The sequence below is a fragment of the Comamonas sp. CMM03 genome, assembly GCF_019218715.1.
Classification (GTDB): domain Bacteria; phylum Pseudomonadota; class Gammaproteobacteria; order Burkholderiales; family Burkholderiaceae_C; genus Comamonas; species Comamonas terrigena.
The window spans coordinates 57,372-73,688 of record NZ_JAHUXB010000004.1 but is presented as its reverse complement, the minus strand read 5'-3'; the positions used below and the strand labels follow the sequence as shown (position 1 = coordinate 73,688).

At 65.9% G+C, this 16,317-nt stretch carries 13 protein-coding genes; all 13 read right to left on the bottom strand.

All coding sequences use genetic code 11. From position 1 onward, the window contains the following. Window positions 1–112: 112 nt before the first annotated feature. The 13 genes from ftsZ to ftsL all read right to left on the bottom strand — a co-directional run bounded on the left by ftsZ (window position 113) and on the right by ftsL (window position 16,316). A complete protein-coding gene (gene ftsZ / locus KW830_RS14240; RefSeq protein ID WP_066537762.1) occupies window positions 113–1,345 on the bottom strand; it encodes a cell division protein FtsZ in 1,233 nt (410 codons plus the stop codon). A gap of 124 nt (window positions 1,346–1,469) precedes the next feature. Continuing rightward, the gene (ftsA, locus tag KW830_RS14235) at window positions 1,470–2,699 is read right to left on the bottom strand and encodes a cell division protein FtsA (protein ID WP_066537764.1); all 1,230 of its coding nucleotides are present in this window, start codon (window positions 2,697–2,699) and stop codon (window positions 1,470–1,472) included. Between the two features lies 1 nt (window position 2,700). Next, window positions 2,701–3,540 (bottom strand): cell division protein FtsQ/DivIB, encoded by an 840-nt coding sequence (locus tag KW830_RS14230; RefSeq protein WP_218333530.1) that lies wholly within the window; start codon window positions 3,538–3,540, stop codon window positions 2,701–2,703. Next, a complete protein-coding gene (locus KW830_RS14225; protein ID WP_218333529.1) occupies window positions 3,540–4,502 on the bottom strand; it encodes a D-alanine--D-alanine ligase in 963 nt (320 codons plus the stop codon). Before KW830_RS14225 ends, KW830_RS14230 begins: the two co-directional genes overlap by 1 nt. A gap of 17 nt (window positions 4,503–4,519) precedes the next feature. Next, window positions 4,520–5,953, bottom strand: coding sequence for a UDP-N-acetylmuramate--L-alanine ligase (gene murC / locus KW830_RS14220; RefSeq protein ID WP_066537770.1), 1,434 nt, complete (start codon window positions 5,951–5,953; stop codon window positions 4,520–4,522). Next, window positions 5,950–7,014 (bottom strand): undecaprenyldiphospho-muramoylpentapeptide beta-N-acetylglucosaminyltransferase, encoded by a 1,065-nt coding sequence (gene murG / locus KW830_RS14215; RefSeq protein ID WP_172591769.1) that lies wholly within the window; start codon window positions 7,012–7,014, stop codon window positions 5,950–5,952. Before murG ends, murC begins: the two co-directional genes overlap by 4 nt. Next, a complete protein-coding gene (gene ftsW, locus KW830_RS14210) occupies window positions 7,011–8,276 on the bottom strand; it encodes a putative lipid II flippase FtsW (RefSeq protein WP_066537851.1) in 1,266 nt (421 codons plus the stop codon). The genes murG and ftsW overlap by 4 nt, the downstream gene beginning before the upstream one ends. Window positions 8,277–8,281: 5 nt before the next feature. Then, window positions 8,282–10,228 (bottom strand): UDP-N-acetylmuramoyl-L-alanine--D-glutamate ligase, encoded by a 1,947-nt coding sequence (murD, locus tag KW830_RS14205; protein ID WP_218333528.1) that lies wholly within the window; start codon window positions 10,226–10,228, stop codon window positions 8,282–8,284. A 5-nt stretch (window positions 10,229–10,233) separates the two neighbouring features. Then, a complete protein-coding gene (gene mraY / locus KW830_RS14200; protein WP_066537782.1) occupies window positions 10,234–11,412 on the bottom strand; it encodes a phospho-N-acetylmuramoyl-pentapeptide-transferase in 1,179 nt (392 codons plus the stop codon). After that, a complete protein-coding gene (gene murF / locus KW830_RS14195; RefSeq protein WP_218333527.1) occupies window positions 11,403–12,797 on the bottom strand; it encodes a UDP-N-acetylmuramoyl-tripeptide--D-alanyl-D-alanine ligase in 1,395 nt (464 codons plus the stop codon). Before murF ends, mraY begins: the two co-directional genes overlap by 10 nt. Next, on the bottom strand, window positions 12,797–14,293 hold the full coding sequence (locus KW830_RS14190; protein WP_066537788.1) for a UDP-N-acetylmuramoyl-L-alanyl-D-glutamate--2,6-diaminopimelate ligase: 1,497 nt from the start codon (window positions 14,291–14,293) through the stop codon (window positions 12,797–12,799). Before KW830_RS14190 ends, murF begins: the two co-directional genes overlap by 1 nt. Further along, window positions 14,290–16,032 carry a penicillin-binding protein 2 gene (locus tag KW830_RS14185; RefSeq protein ID WP_066537859.1) on the bottom strand — a complete coding sequence of 581 codons (1,743 nt, stop codon included), beginning with the start codon at window positions 16,030–16,032 and terminating at the stop codon, window positions 14,290–14,292. The genes KW830_RS14190 and KW830_RS14185 overlap by 4 nt, the downstream gene beginning before the upstream one ends. A 2-nt stretch (window positions 16,033–16,034) precedes the next feature. After that, on the bottom strand, window positions 16,035–16,316 hold the full coding sequence (ftsL, locus tag KW830_RS14180) for a cell division protein FtsL (RefSeq protein WP_066537791.1): 282 nt from the start codon (window positions 16,314–16,316) through the stop codon (window positions 16,035–16,037). Window position 16,317 lies beyond the last annotated feature (1 nt).

Below are 16,317 nucleotides of genomic sequence, written 5' to 3'. Positions count from 1 at the left end.
ACGGTCATGGGAAATCCCAATAGCTGCGATTGCTGCAGTGCCATTGCCGGGCAAAAAAATGGGCCCGAGCGCTTGCGCGCTGCGGGCCTGCTGGTGGTTTTACGGGAAACCGTCAGTCAGCCTGCTTGCGCAGGAAGGCCGGGATCTCCAGATCGTCCATGCCGCCGGAGGACAGAGCATCCACACGGGCTGCGGCCTGGGTACGGTTGGTACGCCACACGCTGGGCACGTTCATGCCGCCGTAGTCGGCCTGGCCCACTGCACCGATGGAAGGAGCGGCGCCGGAGACTGCGGCACCCATGGAGGCCGTCGGCATCGCGTACATGCCGTCGGTACCGGTGCGCAGACCGCCCTGCACCACCGACATCGGCTGGCGGCGGGCGTTCTGGCGGGCCAGACCGGTGGCCACCACGGTCACGCGAATGTCGTCACCCAGCGAGTCGTCGTAGGCCGCGCCGTAGATCACGTGCGCATCGGGCGAAGCGTAGGCGTTGATGGTGGACATGGCCAGACGCGACTCCGACAGCTTCAGGCTGCCCTTGGCGGCGGTCACCAGCACCAGCACACCGCGGGCGCCCGACAGGTCGATGCCTTCCAGCAGCGGGCAGGCCACAGCCTGTTCGGCCGCGATGCGGGCGCGGTCCGGACCGGATGCGCGGGCCGTGCCCATCATGGCCTTGCCGGGCTCGCCCATCACGGTGCGCACGTCTTCAAAGTCGACGTTCACATGGCCGTACTCGTTGATGATTTCGGCAATGCCGCCCACCGCGTTCTTCAGCACATCGTTGGCGTGGGCGAAGGCTTCGTCCTGGGAGATATCGTCACCCAGCACTTCCAGCAGCTTTTCGTTCAGCACCACGATCAGCGAGTCGACGTTGGCTTCCAGCTCGGACAGGCCACCATCGGCGTTGGACATGCGGCGGCTGCCTTCCCAGTCGAAGGGCTTGGTCACCACGCCCACCGTCAGGATGCCCATTTCCTTGGCCACACGGGCAATCACCGGTGCAGCGCCGGTGCCGGTGCCGCCGCCCATGCCGGCCGTGATGAACAGCATGTGGGCGCCATCGATGGCAGCGCGGATGTCTTCGACCGCCACTTCAGCGGCATCACGGCCCTTGTCGGGCTTGCTGCCTGCACCCAGACCGCTTTGGCCCAGCTGGATGGTGCGATGTGCATTGCTACGGATCAGTGCCTGGGCGTCCGTGTTGGCGCAGACAAACTCCACACCCTGCACATTGCAGGCAATCATGTGCTCCACGGCATTGCTGCCACCGCCGCCCACGCCGATCACCTTGATTCGTGTGCCCTGGTTGAATTCTTCGGCTTCGATCATTTCGATGGTCATGTTGGTGCTCCTGAAATTTCTACGTAATTGGTCACTGCTGCTGTCGTTTTGGCTGTTCTTCGGTATCGCTGATAGCGAAAATCCGTGGGAGGCCCCGTGATGCGCAAACGTCGAGAGCACATAGTTAGAAGTTTCCCACAATGAAGTCTTTGAATCGCCCAAAAGCGGTCTTCACAGACCCACTCTTTTGTGCCACCTTGAAACCGCGCATACGCGCCATGCGAGCCTCCTCTAACAATCCCATCACCGTGGCCGAGCGCGGTTGCGCCACCATGTCGGCCAAGGCGCTGGCGTACTGAGGTACTCCGCGGCGCACGGGTTTGAGGAAAATGTCTTCGCCCAGCTCCACCATGCCGGGCATCACGGCGCTGCCGCCTGTGAGCACGATCCCGGAGGACAGGACTTCTTCGTAACCGGACTCGCGGATGACCTGGTGCACCAGCGAGAAGATTTCTTCCACACGCGGCTCGATCACGCCGGCCAGCGCCTGCTTGCTGATCATGCGGGGGCTGCGATCGCCCAGGCCCGGCACTTCGACCTGGCTGTCCGGGTCGGCCAGCATCTGCTTGGCGTAGCCGCTTTCGACCTTGATGTCTTCCGCGTCCTTGGTGGGGGTGCGCAGCGCCATGGCGATGTCGCTGGTGATCAGGTCACCGGCGATCGGGATCACGGCCGTGTGGCGGATCGCACCGCCGGTGAAGATGGCGACATCGGTGGTGCCGGCGCCGATGTCCACCAGGGCCACGCCCAGTTCGCGTTCGTCATCGGTCAGCACGGCCTGGCTGGCGGCCAGCGGGTTCAGCAGCAGCTGTTCCACTTCCAGGCCGCAGCGGCGCACGCACTTGATGATGTTCTCGGCCGCGCTCTGCGCGCCGGTCACGATGTGCACCTTGGCTTCCAGGCGGATGCCGCTCATGCCGATCGGCTCCTTCACATCCTGGCCGTCGATCACGAATTCCTGCGGCTCCACCAGCAGCAGGCGCTGGTCCGACGAGATGCTGACGGCCTTGGCGGTCTCGATCACGCGGGCCACATCGGCCTGGGTGACTTCCTTGTCCTTGATGGCCACCATGCCGCTCTGGTTCAGGCCGCGGATATGGCTGCCGGTGATGCCGGTGTGCACGCGCTGGATCTTGCAGTCGGCCATCAGCTCGGCTTCCTTCAGCGCCTGCTGGATGCTTTGCACCGTGGCGTCGATGTTCACCACCACACCGCGCTTGAGGCCGTTGCTGGGTGCCACACCCAGCCCCGCCAGCTTGAGTTCTCCGCCAGGCATGACTTCGGCGACAACGGCCATGACCTTGGCGGTACCAATGTCCAGTCCCACGACCACGTCTTTGTATTCTCTTGCCATATCAGTTCCTGCCCTCGGTTGTTCGGGTTTTCTTCTTTTCTCTCGCTGCGGCATCCCGGCTCAGCTGCAAGGCCCGTTCGCGCGACACGGTGGTCACGCCCTTGAGGCGCAGCGCATAGCCATCGGGATAGCGCAAATCTGCATATTCCAGTGCATCGGCACGGCGTTGGTACTGGCCGGTGACCTGGCCCAGCGTGCGCACGAAACGCTGGGCACGCTGCAGCACCTGTTCGGGGGAGCCATTGCCCAGCTCGATCACGGCATCGTTGTCCAGGCGCGCCACCCAGCTGCCGCGGTCACGCAGCGTCAGGGCGTCCACTTCCACCTGCAGCGGCTCGAAGGCCGGCTCCAGTGCGTAGAACATGGCCAGCACCTGGGACGCCGAGCCTTCCGGGCCCTGCAGACGGGGCAGGCCTTCGCGCTCCACCTCACCCACATTGGCCTCGAACACCTCGCCCATGGCATTGACCATGGAAGTGCCGTTCTCCGGCCCCCAGTACGCCTGGGCCACATGCTCCTTCAGGATCACGCGCAGGCTGTTGGGGAACTCGCGCCGCACTTCGGCGGTGCGCACCCAGGGCACCAGCTCGAACGCCTTGCGTGCGCCGGCCAGGTCCACGGTAAAGAAATTGCCGGTCAGGCTGGGGGCCACATTGGCCCGCAGCGTCACCGCGTTGTTGTGCACCAGCTCGCCTTCGACCACGATGCGCGCGATCGAGAACGCCGGATGGCGCACTGCCCACCAGCCCAGCACCGCCACCAGCAGGACGGCACAGCCCGCGAACAGGACCGACGCGGTCGCGTTCATCAGGCGGACGTCCAGGGGCAGTGCGTGGCGCATCAGGCACTCCCTTCCACGGCGTGTGCGTCGCCATCCAGCGAGGCCGTCGCCAGAATGCGCAAGCACAGCGCTTCGTACGAGATGCCCTTGGCCCGTGCGGCCATGGGCACCAGCGAATGGCCGGTCATGCCCGGCGAGGTGTTGATTTCCAGCAGGAAGGGCTTGCGGTCGCTGGCGCGGATCATGATGTCGGCACGCGCCCAGCCGCGGCAGCCCAGCGTGCGGAATGCCTGCTCGACGATGCGCTGGATCTCGGCCTCTTCCTCGGCCGGCAGGCCGCTCGGGCAGTGGTACTGCGTGACGTCGGTGAAGTACTTGTTCTGGTAGTCGTAGTTGCCGTCCGGCGCGACGATGCGGATCACGGGCAGGGCCTGTGCGCCCCGGCCTTCACCCAGCACGGCGCAGGTGGTTTCGTCCCCGGAGATGAACTGCTCGCACAGCACTTCTTCGTCGTACTTGGCAGCCAGGGCATAGGCCGCTTCGCACTGGCTGGCGTCCTCCACCTTGGTCAGCCCCATGCTGGAGCCGTCGCGTGCCGGCTTGACGATCATGGGCGCACCCAGCGCCGCGAATGCTGCGCGGGTCTGGTCCGCGCTGGCCACCATGCGCCAATCCGGTGTGGGCAGGCCTTCGAAGCGCCAGATGCGCTTGGTCATGACCTTGTCCATGGCCATGCTGGAGGCCATCACGCCCGGGCCGGTATAGGGAATGCGCAGCAATTCCAGCGCACCCTGCACCGTGCCGTCCTCGCCGTGGCGGCCATGCAAGGCGATGAAGCAGCGGGCAAAACCCTCTTTCTTCAGCTCACCGATATCGCGTTCCGCAGGGTCAAACGCATGGGCATCCACCCCCTGCGAACGCAGGGCCTGCAGCACACCGCTGCCGGACATCAGCGAGACTTCGCGCTCGGACGAGCTGCCGCCCATCAAGACGGCGACCTTGCCCAGTGCCTGGACATCCATATCTTGTGCGTGCGTACTCACTGCGCACCTCCCGTTTGCCCAGACCGCTCACTCTTCGATAGCATTTCGACCAATTTCCCCGGGACGGCGCCAATCGAGCCCGCCCCCATGCACAGCACCACATCGCCAGACCGAGCATTGTCCGCAATTGCCTGGGGCATATCAGCGATTTGCTCAACAAAAATTGGTTCCACCCGGCCTGCCACGCGCAATGCACGGGTCAGGGAACGGCCATCGGCCGCCACGATGGGCGCTTCACCGGCGGCATACACCTCGGACAGCAGCACGCTGTCGGCATGGCCGATGACCTGCACGAAATCTTCAAAGCAGTCGCGCGTGCGGGTGTAGCGGTGCGGCTGGAAGGCCAGCACCAGGCGCTGGCCCGGGAAGGCGCCACGGGCGGCGGCCAGCGTGGCCGCCATTTCCACCGGATGGTGGCCGTAGTCGTCGATCACCGTGAACACGCCGCCCTGGGCTGCAGGCAATTCGCCGTAGCGCTGGAAGCGACGGCCCACGCCCTTGAAACCTTCCAGAGCGCGCAGCAATGCGGCGTCGGGAATTTCCAGTTCCATGGCCACAGCCACGGCAGACAGCGCGTTGAGCACGTTGTGCTCGCCCGGCAGGCTCAGCACCACCTCCAGGTCCGGCATGGGCTGGCCATTGCTGCGGCGCACGGTGAAATGCATCTGGCCGGCCACGGCGCGCACATTGACGGCCCGCACCTGGGCATCCTCGGCAAAGCCGTAGGTGGTCACCGGACGGGCCAGCTGCGGCAGGATCTCGCGCACGGCCGGGCTGTCCACGCACAGGATGGCGCGGCCATAGAAAGGCATGCGGTGCAGGAAATCCACAAACGCCTGCTTGAGCTTGCCGAAGTCATGGCCGTAGGTTTCCATGTGGTCGGCATCGATGTTCGTGACCACGGCCATCACCGGCAGCAGGTTCAGGAACGACGCATCGGACTCGTCGGCCTCCACCACGATGTAGTCGCCATGGCCCAGCTTGGCATTGGCGCCGGCGCTGTTGAGCTTGCCGCCGATCACGAACGTGGGATCCAGGCCGGCTTCGGCCAGCACGCTGGTCACCAGGCTGGTGGTGGTGGTCTTGCCATGGGCTCCGGCAATGGCGATGCCCTGCTTGAAGCGCATCAGCTCCGCCAGCATCAGCGCACGCGGCACGACGGGAATCTTCTTCTCGCGGGCCGCCACCACCTCGGGGTTGCTGCCCTGCACCGCCGTGGAGGTGACCACCACATCGGCGTGACCGATATGTTCGGCCGCATGGCCCACAAAGGTGTGGATGCCCAGCGACTGCAGGCGCTGCAGCACGGCCGAGCTGGACAGGTCCGAGCCCGAGACGCGGTAGCCCAGGTTGTGCAGCACCTCGGCGATGCCGCTCATGCCGGCACCGCCGATGCCGACGAAATGGATGTTCTGGATGGCGTGCTTCATGCGGACAACTCCTCGCATGCCGCCACGACCTCGTGGGTAGCCTGAATCTTTTGCATTTTCTTAGCGTCTCTCGCCCGTTCAAGCAGCGTAGAACGCTCCGTATTCTGTAGCATTTCTGCCAATTTTTCAGCCGTCAGCGCCTTTTGCGGAATCAGCCAGCCACCGCCCTGCTCCACCAGGAAGCGGGCATTGGCGGTCTGGTGGTCATCCACCGCATGGGGGAAAGGCACGAACACCGCTGCCGCACCGACAGCGGCGATTTCGGTCACGGTGCTGGCACCGGCACGGCAGACAATCACATCGGCATCGGCAAAGGCCTGGGCCGTGTCATCAATGAAGGGGGTCAGCTCCGCCTGCACGCCGGCGGCGGCATAGTTGGCCCGCAGTTCGTCGATCTGCTTGGCGCCGCTCTGGTGCAGCACGCTGGGGCGCTGCGCCGCCGGAATCAACGCCAGCGCCTGGGGCACGATGTCGTTCAGCGCCTTGGCGCCCAGGCTGCCGCCGACCACCAGCAGTTTGAGCGGGCCGCTGCGCCCGGCAAAGCGGGCCTCGGGCTCGGGCTGGCGCACAAAGGCTTCGCGCAGTGGATTGCCCACCCAGCGGCCCTTGGCAAACACGTTCGGGAACGCCGTGAACACCCGGTCGGCCACGCTGGCCAGCACCTTGTTGGCGGTCCCTGCCACCGAGTTCTGTTCGTGCAGTACCAGCTTCTTGCCGGCCAGCACGCCCATCATCCCGCCGGGGAAGGTGATGTAGCCGCCAAAGCCCACCAGCACATCGGGCTGGACGCGGCGCACCACGCGCCATGCCTGCCAGAAGGCCTTGAGCAGGCGCAGCGGCAGCAGGGCCAGCGTCACCAGCCCCTTGCCACGCACGCCGCCGAATTCAATCGTTTCCAGGGCAAAGCCCTGGGGCGGAACCAGACGGGATTCCATGCTGCCGGGCGCACCCAGCCAGTGCACGCGCCAGCCGCGCTCCCGCAAAGCCTGCGCCACGGCCAGACCCGGGAAGATATGTCCTCCCGTTCCGCCCGCCATGACCAGTGCCACTTTCTCTGTCATTTCACTGCTCCCCTGCCCGATGGCATGAGGACCTTGTTCTCGTAATCAATGCGCAGCACCACCGCGATGGCAATCAGGTTCATCAGCACAGCCGATCCGCCGAAGCTCATCAGCGGCAGCGTCAGCCCCTTGGTGGGCAGCGCGCCCAGGTTCACGCCCATGTTGATGAAGGCCTGGAAGCCAATCCAGATGGCCACACCCTGCGCCACCAGACCGGAAAACACCCGGTCCAGCGCAATCGCCTGGCGGCCGATTTCCATGATCCGGCGCGTCAACCAGACAAAGGCCACAATCAGCACCAGCAGGCCGACCAGACCGAACTCTTCGCCGATCACCGACAGCAGAAAGTCGGTGTGCGCTTCCGGCAGCCAGTGCAGCTTTTCCACGCTGCGGCCCAGACCCACGCCGAACAGCTCGCCCCGGCCGATGGCGATCAGCGCATGCGACAGCTGGTAGCCCTTGCCCAGCGCGTGCTTCATGTCCCAGGGGTCGAGGTAGGCAAAGATGCGCTCGCGCCGCCAGTCGGAGAAGGCGATCATGATGACGAAGGCACCGATGACCAGCGCCGCCATCAGGAAGAACATGCGCGCGTTCACACCGCCCAGGAACAGGATGCCCATGGAGATCACCACGATCACCATGAACGCCCCCATGTCCGGCTCGGCCAGCAGCAGCACGCCGCAGACGAACACGGCCGCCGCCATGGGCAGCACCGCGCGGAAGAAGCGCTCCTTCATCTCCATGCGGCGCACCATGTAGTCGGCCGCATAGACCAGCACCGCAAACTTGGCCAGCTCGGAAGGCTGGAAGTTCATGATGCCCAGCGAAATCCAGCGCCGCGCCCCGTTCACCACCACGCCCACATGCGGCACCAGCACGGCCACCAGCAGCAGGATGGAGAGGATGAACAGCTTGCGCGCCATGCGCTCCCAGGTCTTCATCGAGATCTGGAAGGCCAGCAGCGCACCGACAAAACCGACGCCCAGCGCAATCACATGGCGCAGCACGAAGTGGTAGGGCTCGATCTTGCCGAAACGGGGGTTGTCCGGCATGGCGATCGAAGCCGAATACACCATCACCACGCCCCAGGTCAGCAAGGCGATGACCACCCACACCAGCGCCTGGTCCAGACCCAGCATCTGCACCGGCCGTGCCGGCGTGGCACGGTATTCCGTGCCGCCCACGCGCACCGGCAGCACATCCACCGGCTTGTCGGACGTACCGCCAAACCAGTTGGATACGCGTTGGAGCACGCTGGACATGTCCATCATTCGGCTCCTTCCAGCTCGTGGCCGGCATCGTGGGCCAGCTGGCGCACGGACTCGACGAACACCTCGGCACGGTGGGCATAGTCACGGAACATGTCCATGCTGGCGCACGCGGGCGACATCAGCACGGCATCGCCGGCCTGCGCCTGGGCCGTGGCCTGGCGCACGGCGGCCTCCATGCTGTCGGCATCCGACAGCGGCACCCCTTCGCCGGCCAGCGCCGCACGGATCTGCGGCGCATCGCGGCCGATCAGCACCACGGCACGCACATAGCGCGACACCGGCGCTGCCAGCGGCGAAAAATCCTGGCCTTTGCCCAGACCGCCCAGAATCAGCACGATGCGGCGGTCGGCCCCCAGGCCGGTCAGCGCTGCCACCGTAGCACCCACATTGGTGCCCTTGCTGTCGTCGAAATACTCGATCCCGCCCACCATGCCGATGGGCTGGACGCGGTGGGGCTCTCCCCGGTATTCCCGCAGGCCGTAGAGCATCGGGGCCAGCGCGCAGCCTGCGGCCTGGGCCAAGGCCAGCGCAGCCAGCGCGTTGGTGGCGTTGTGTCGGCCACGGATACGCAGCGCATCGGCCGGCAGCAGGCGCTGGATAAACAAATCATCCTGCGGATCGCGCGAGCGGCGACCGACTTCGTCGGATTCCATGGCCCGCACCAGCCAGGCCATGCCGCCCACCACTTCGATACCGAAGTCCCCGGGGCTGCGCGGCATGTCGGCGCCGAACGTGACATGGGCGCGCAGCTGCGGCTTTTGCAGCTTGACCTTGACCGGTGGCGGCAGCATGTCCATCACCGTGCGGTCTTCGCGGTTGAGCACCATCAGTGCCTTGTCGCCGAAGATGCGCGCCTTGGCAGCTGCATAGGCAGGCATGCCACCATGCCAGTCCAGATGGTCCTGGGTGATGTTCAGCACCGTGGCCGCCGTGGGCTCGAAGCCCTGCACCCCGTCGAGCTGGAAGCTGGACAACTCCAGCACCCATGCCTGCGGCAGGTCCTGCGCATCGATACGTGCCGACAGCGTGTCCAGCAGCGAAGGGCCGATGTTGCCGGCCACACCCACCGTCAGGCCGGCATGCTCCAGCAACTGGCCGGTCAACGAGGTGACGGTGGTCTTGCCGTTGGTGCCGGTGATGGCCAGCACCTTGGGCGCATAGCCATGGGCCTGGGCCAGGCCCTTCAGCGCCATGGCAAACAGATCCAGCTCGCCGCCCACCGGCAGACCGATGGCGCGCGCAGCGTCAAAGACTGCGGCCACGGTCTCGGGGCTCAGGCCCGGGGAACGGTAGACCGCGGTCAGGTTCTGGCCGTCCACCAAAGCGGCCGTGAAGTCACCGGCCACAAAGCGCACGCCGGGCAGCTCGGTCTGCAGGGTGGGCAGATGGGGCGGGGCTGCACGCGTGTCGGCCACCGTCACCTCGGCACCGGCACGTATGCACCAGCGCGCCATGGCGATGCCCGAAATCCCCAGCCCCAGCACCAGCACGCGCTGGCCCTGCAGGTGCTGCGTCTGGCCCTGCGGCCACAGCGCCGGCACCGGGGGCAGCTCCACCACGGGCTCCTGCTCGGCGGCGGCCTGCACTGCCGTGACCTCGCTGTCGGCCGCATCGGAGATGCTCGGGTCGGCAAAGATCTGGGCCACGAAGGCCGCCGCATCCTTGGCGGCGCTCAGCGTGGAAATATCCGGCACCGGCTCCACCGCGGGCGGCGCAGCGGGCACTTCGACCGTATCCAGCGCGGGGGCAATGTCCTCCGCAGCACTGGTGTCGGCATCGGCGGCAGCGCGCTCTGACACGGCTTCGGAGCCTGCCACATCAACTACAGCGTCAACGCCCAATGTATCTGTGTCCGTCGGATTCACCGGCACGGGCAGGCGCTCCCCTTCCAGCGCCTCGGGCGTGGGAGGGGTGACGGGTGGCTGGAGGTCGTGGTCTGCCATGGCTGTCACCTCAGCTTCAGCGTGGACAGGCCGATCAGGCACAGCAGCATGGTGATGATCCAGAAACGGATCACCACCTGCGTCTCTTTCCAGCCACTCTTTTCGAAGTGGTGGTGCAAGGGGGCCATCTTCAGCAGACGGCGGCCTTCGCCATAGCGCTTCTTGGTGTACTTGAAGTACGTCACCTGCAGCATCACCGACACGGCCTCGGCCACGAAGATGCCGCCCATGATGGCCAGCACGATTTCCTGGCGCACGATCACCGCAATGGTGCCCAGGGCTGCGCCCAGGGCCAGCGCCCCCACATCGCCCATGAAGATCTGGGCCGGGTGGGCGTTGAACCACAGAAAGGCCAGACCCGCACCCGCCATGGCGCCGCAGAAGATCATCAGCTCGCCGGTACCGGGAATGCTGGGGAAATGCAGGTACTTGGCATAGCTGGCATTGCCGGTCACATAGGCAAAAATGCCCAGCGCCGTGCCCACCATGATCACCGGCATGATGGCCAGGCCATCCAGGCCATCGGTGAGGTTGACCGCATTGCTGGCGCCCACGATGACCAGATAGGTCATCACCACAAAGCCCAGCACGCCCAGCGGATAGCTGATTTCCTTGAAGAAAGGCACTTGCAGACCGGCCTTGGGCGGCAGGTCCAGCGAGAAGCCGGACTGCACCCAGGTGATGAACAGCTCCAGCACGCGGCCGTTGGAATTCTCGGAAATGCTGAACACCAGGTACAGCGCGGCCACCAGACCGATGACCGACTGCCAGAAGTACTTTTCGCCCGAACGCATGCCTTCCGGGTCTTTGTTGACCACCTTGCGCCAGTCATCCACCCAGCCGATGGCGCCAAAGCCCAATGTCACCAGCAGCACGATCCAGACAAAGCGGTTCGACAGATCGAACCACAGCAGGGTGGAGACCGAAATCGCAAACAGGATCAGCACGCCCCCCATGGTGGGCGTGCCGTTCTTGACCAGATGGGTCTGCATGGCATAGCCACGCACCGGCTGGCCCACCTTCAGGGCCGTGAGCATGCGGATGGCCTTGGGGCCGATCCACAGGCCGATCAGCAGCGCCGTCAGCGCCGCCATCACCGCACGGAACGTGATGTACTGCACCACGCGCAAAAACGTCAGGTCCGGAAACAGATCCTGCAACCACTGGGCGAGTATCAGCAGCATGCTGCGCCCCCTTCCTGGGCAGACTCCAGCGCCTGCACCACCTCTTCCATCTTCATGCTTCGCGAACCCTTGACCAGCACGCTGCCCGCCAGGGGCAGCAATGCCAGGACTGCTTCATTCAATGCAGCCTTGTCTGAAAAATGACGGCCCGTGTCACCACAGGCCTGCACGGCGTGCTGCATCAGCGCACCGTATGCCAACACATGCTCGATCCCGGCCGCATGCGCAGCCGCACCGATCTCGGCATGGAACTGCGGGCCTTGCGTACCCACTTCGCCCATGTCACCCAGCACCAGCACACGCGGTGCCGGCAATTCGGCCAGTACCGCAATCGCGGCCTGCATCGAATCGGGGTTGGCATTGTAGGTATCGTCCACCAAAGCCACGCTGCGGCCATGGACCTGCAAGGCGGCCGAACGCGAACGTCCCTTCACCGGGCGGAAGGCATTCAGCCCTTCCCCGATGGCTTGCGGAGGCACACCTGCGGCCAGTGCACAGGCGGCAGCGGCCTGGGCATTGCGCACGTTGTGGCGCCCAGCAATGTGCAGCTGGCATGCCACGGCGCCTGCCGGCGTCTGCAACTGGACCTGCCATGCGCCACCTTGCCACTGCGCGGTGGTGCAGCGCACATCGGCGCCTTCGCCACCGAAGGTCAGCTGACGGCGGTTCCCCGCCAGCGCGCGCCACAGCGCGGTGAATTCTTCGTCCGCAGGGAACACCGCCACGCCATCCGCCGGCAGGAAAGCAAACACGCTGCCGTTCTCTTCGGCCACCGCCTGCACGGTGTGCATGAATTCCTGGTGCTCGCGCTGGGCGTTGTTCACCAAGGCCACGGTGGGCTGGGCAATGCGCGCCAGCTCGGCAATCTCCCCGGGGTGGTTCATGCCCAGCTCCACCACGCCCAGGCGGTGCTGCGCCTGCAGACGCAGCAGGGTCAGCGGCACGCCGATGGCGTTGTTGAAGTTGCCCTGCGTGGCAAAAGCCGCCTCACCGGCGGCGGCACGCAGGATGCTGGCCACCATCTGGGTGACCGTGGTCTTGCCGTTGCTGCCCGTGATGGCCACCAGCGGCAGACCGAACTGCGCCCGCCAGCCGGCCGCAATGTCGCCCAGCGCCAGGGTGCTGTCGGCCACTTCGATACCGGCCAGCCCGGCGGCCTCCAGACCACGGTGGGCCACGGCGCCCACGGCGCCGGCAGCCCGGGCCTGTGGCAAAAAATCGTTGGCGTCCATGCGCTCGCCTTTGAGCGCCACAAACAGGTCACCGGCCTGCAGCTGGCGCGTGTCGGTGCACACGCGCTGCAGGGGCGTGGCGCCATCGCCCACCAGCCGCGCTGCGGGCTGGGAGCGCTGGATCCACACCAGTGCCTGTTGCAATGTCATCATCACTTTGCTTGTCCTTCGCGGGCCGCCAGCGCACGCTGCGCCTCGGCCATGTCCGAGAACGGGCGCTTGACGCCCATCACTTCCTGGTAATCCTCATGGCCCTTGCCGGCCAGCAGCACCACGTCCTGGGGCGCCGCCTGGGCAATGGCCTGGGCAATGGCCGCGGCCCGGTCCACCTGGATCAGGGCACCGGGCTGCATGCCCGCCACAATCTGCTGCACGATGGCCTCGGGCACTTCGCCGCGCGGGTTGTCGCTGGTCACCAGCACCTGGTCGGCCCGGCGCTGGGCGGCCTGCCCCATCAACGGGCGCTTGCTGGCATCCCGGTTGCCGCCACAGCCGAACACGCACCACAGCCGGCCGCCACGCTCCTGCGCCACCGGCTGCAAGGCAGTCAAGGCCTGCTCCAGTGCATCGGGGGTATGGGCATAGTCCACCGCCACCAGCGGCTGACCAGGCTGGGCAATCTGCTGCATGCGGCCGGGCACCGGCTCCAGGTGCGCACAGGCCTGCACGGCCTGCGCCAGCGGCATGCCCAGGCTGCGCAAGGTGGCGATCACGCCCAGCAGGTTGCTGATGTTGTAGTGGCCCACCACCCGGGTCTGCAGCGGCACTGCGGCATCGCCTTCGACCACGGTGAAGCGCAGCCCTTCGCGGCCGTGGCCTATGTCCCGCGCCCACAGGCGTGCGGGCTGGCGGATGGACAGCGTCCAGACCTCCAGGCCCTCTTGTGTCTGCAGCTGCTGCGCCAGGGTGGCGCCATGGGCATCGTCGATATTGACCACGGCGGTCTGCAAGCCGTTCCAGCGGAACAGGCGGGTCTTGGCAGCCCAGTAGGCCTCCATGCTGCCGTGGTAGTCCAGGTGGTCCTGGGTGAAATTGGTGAAGACCGCGCAGCGGATGCGTGTGCCATCCAAGCGGTGCTCTTCGATGCCGATGGATGACGCCTCGATCGCACAGGCGGCCAGCCCCTGGTCCACATAACCGCGGAACGCCTCTTGCAGGCAGACCGGGTCGGGGGTGGTCATGCCGGTGCTGACCAGCGCCGGCGGCACGCCAATGCCCAGCGTGCCGACCAGGGCGCAGCCGGTGCGCTGGTGCATCGGCCAGGCCGAGAGTGCATGGGCCAGCCACCAGGCGGTGGAAGTCTTGCCATTGGTGCCGGTCACGGCCAGCACGGTCAGCGCGTCCGAGGGACGGTCAAACCACAGGTCGGCGATGTCACCCGTGGCCGCCTTCAGACCGGAAAAGGCCGCGACCGCATCCCCTCGCAGGTCAAAGGCGTCGGCGCCCTCCAGCTCCACCAGGCAGGCTGCAGCGCCGCGTTCCAGGGCCGATGCCACATAGGCCCGACCATCGGTCACGCCGCCGGGCCAGGCGATGAACCCGTCACCGGGCTGCACCTGGCGGCTGTCGGTGCGCAAGGCCCCGGTCACGCGGCTGCGCAGCCAGCGCACGGCATCCTGCGGTGTGGCGAGTGTGTGCAGCGTGCTCACAGCGACTCCTCCACCGGGTTGGCCACAATCTGGGGCTGCACGGCCATATCGGGGTGCACGCCCATCAAACGCAGCGTCTGCTGCACCACATCGCTGAATACCGGGGCCGCCACCGTGCCACCGTAGTAGGTGCCATTCATGGGCTCGTCCACCATCACGGAAACAATCACACGCGGGCTCTCGATCGGCGCCATGCCGGCAAACCAGGCGCGGTACTTGCCCGCGGCATAGCCCTTGCCTTCCTGCTTGCGCGCCGTACCCGACTTGCCGCCCACCGAATAGCCCACGGTCTGGGCACGCTGACCGGTGCCCCCGGGACCGGCGGCCAGCGCCAGCATCTTGCGCACGGAACTGGCCGTGCGCTCCGAAAAAATAGGAACGCCCACAGGGGGGCGATCGATCTTGAGCATGCTGGCCGGTATCACCTTGCCGTCATTCGAGAACACCGTATAGGCCCGGGTGATCTGCAGCAGACTGGCCGAAAGCCCGTAGCCGTAGGACATGGTGGCCTGCTCCACAGGCCGCCAGGTCTTGTACGGTCGCAAGCGCCCGCTCTGGGCGCCCGGGAAGGAAATCTGGGGCTTCTGGCCGAAGCCCAGGGCCGAATAGGTTTCCCACATTTCCTGCGCCGTGAGCTGCTGGGAAATCTTGGTCGTGCCCACGTTGCTGGACTTCTGGATCACCCCCTCCACCGTCAGCACCCCATAGTTGTGGGTGTCGGAGATGGTCGAGCCGGTCACGTTGATGCGACCGGGCGTGGTGTCCACGATGGTGCTGGGCTTGAACTTGCCGCTCTGCAGCGCCACGCCCACGGTGATGGGCTTCATGGTCGAGCCCGGCTCGAACACGTCGGTGATGGCGCGGTTGCGCAGCTGCTCGCCAGTCAGGCGCTTGCGGTTGCCCGGGTCGTAGCTGGGGTAGTTGGCCAGCGCCAGCAGCTCACCGGTCTTGGCATCCATCACCACCACCGTGCCGGCCTTGGCCTTGTGGGCGATGACCTGGTCACGCAGCTTCTGGTAGGCGTAGAACTGGATCTTGCTGTCGATGGACAGCTGGATCTCCCGACCGTCCATGGGCGGAATTTCCTCGCCCAGGCCTTCGACCACGCGGCCGAAACGGTCCTTGATCACCCGGCGCGAACCCGGCTTGCCCGCCAGATCCTTGTCGAAAGCCAGCTCCATGCCTTCCTGGCCATGGTCTTCCACATTGGTAAAGCCCACGATGTGGGCTGCCGACTCGCCTTCGGGGTATTCGCGCTTGTATTCCTTGGTCTGGTAGATGCCCTTGATCCCCAGTGCCTTGATCTGCTGGCCGACTTCCCAGTCCAGCTGGCGCTTAAGCCAGACAAAGCTCTTGTCGTTGTCCAGCTTGCTCTTGATGGCCGCCAGCGGCATGTCCATCAGCCGGGCCAGCTGGGGCAGCTTGGCGCGCACTTCGGCGCTGTCCAGCTCTATATCTTCGGGAATGGCCCAGATGCTGGCCGCCGGCACGCTGGACGCCAAGATCAGACCATTGCGGTCCAGAATGCGGCCGCGGTTGGCCGGCAACTCCAGCGTGCGCGCGTAACGCACCTCACCCTGGCGCTGGAAAAATTCGTTGCCGAACACCTGCACATAGGCAGCACGCACGCCCAGGCCGGTGAAGCCCAGCACCATCAAGCCCATGATGAACTTGCTGCGCCACTTGGGCGTCTTGCTCGCCAGCAGCGGGCTGGAGGTGTAGGTGACGCTGCGGTGCACGCTCATTGCGCACCTCCGGCAGCCGCCTTGTCTTCCACATACTGGGTGATGGCCGGTGTGGCACTCTGCATGCTCTGCGCCACCGCCAGGCGCTCGATGCGCAGCGGCGTGGCCTGGGCACGCTTTTCCACCTGCAGGCGCTGGTACTCGGTCATCAGCTCGCGCGCGTCATGCTGCGCCCGTTCACGCTCTGTGAACAGGCGGCGCGCCTCGTACTGCGTGTGCACCAGAAACAGTGCACTCGCCACCACGGCCGCCAGCAGGAGGATATTCAGGCGCAGCATG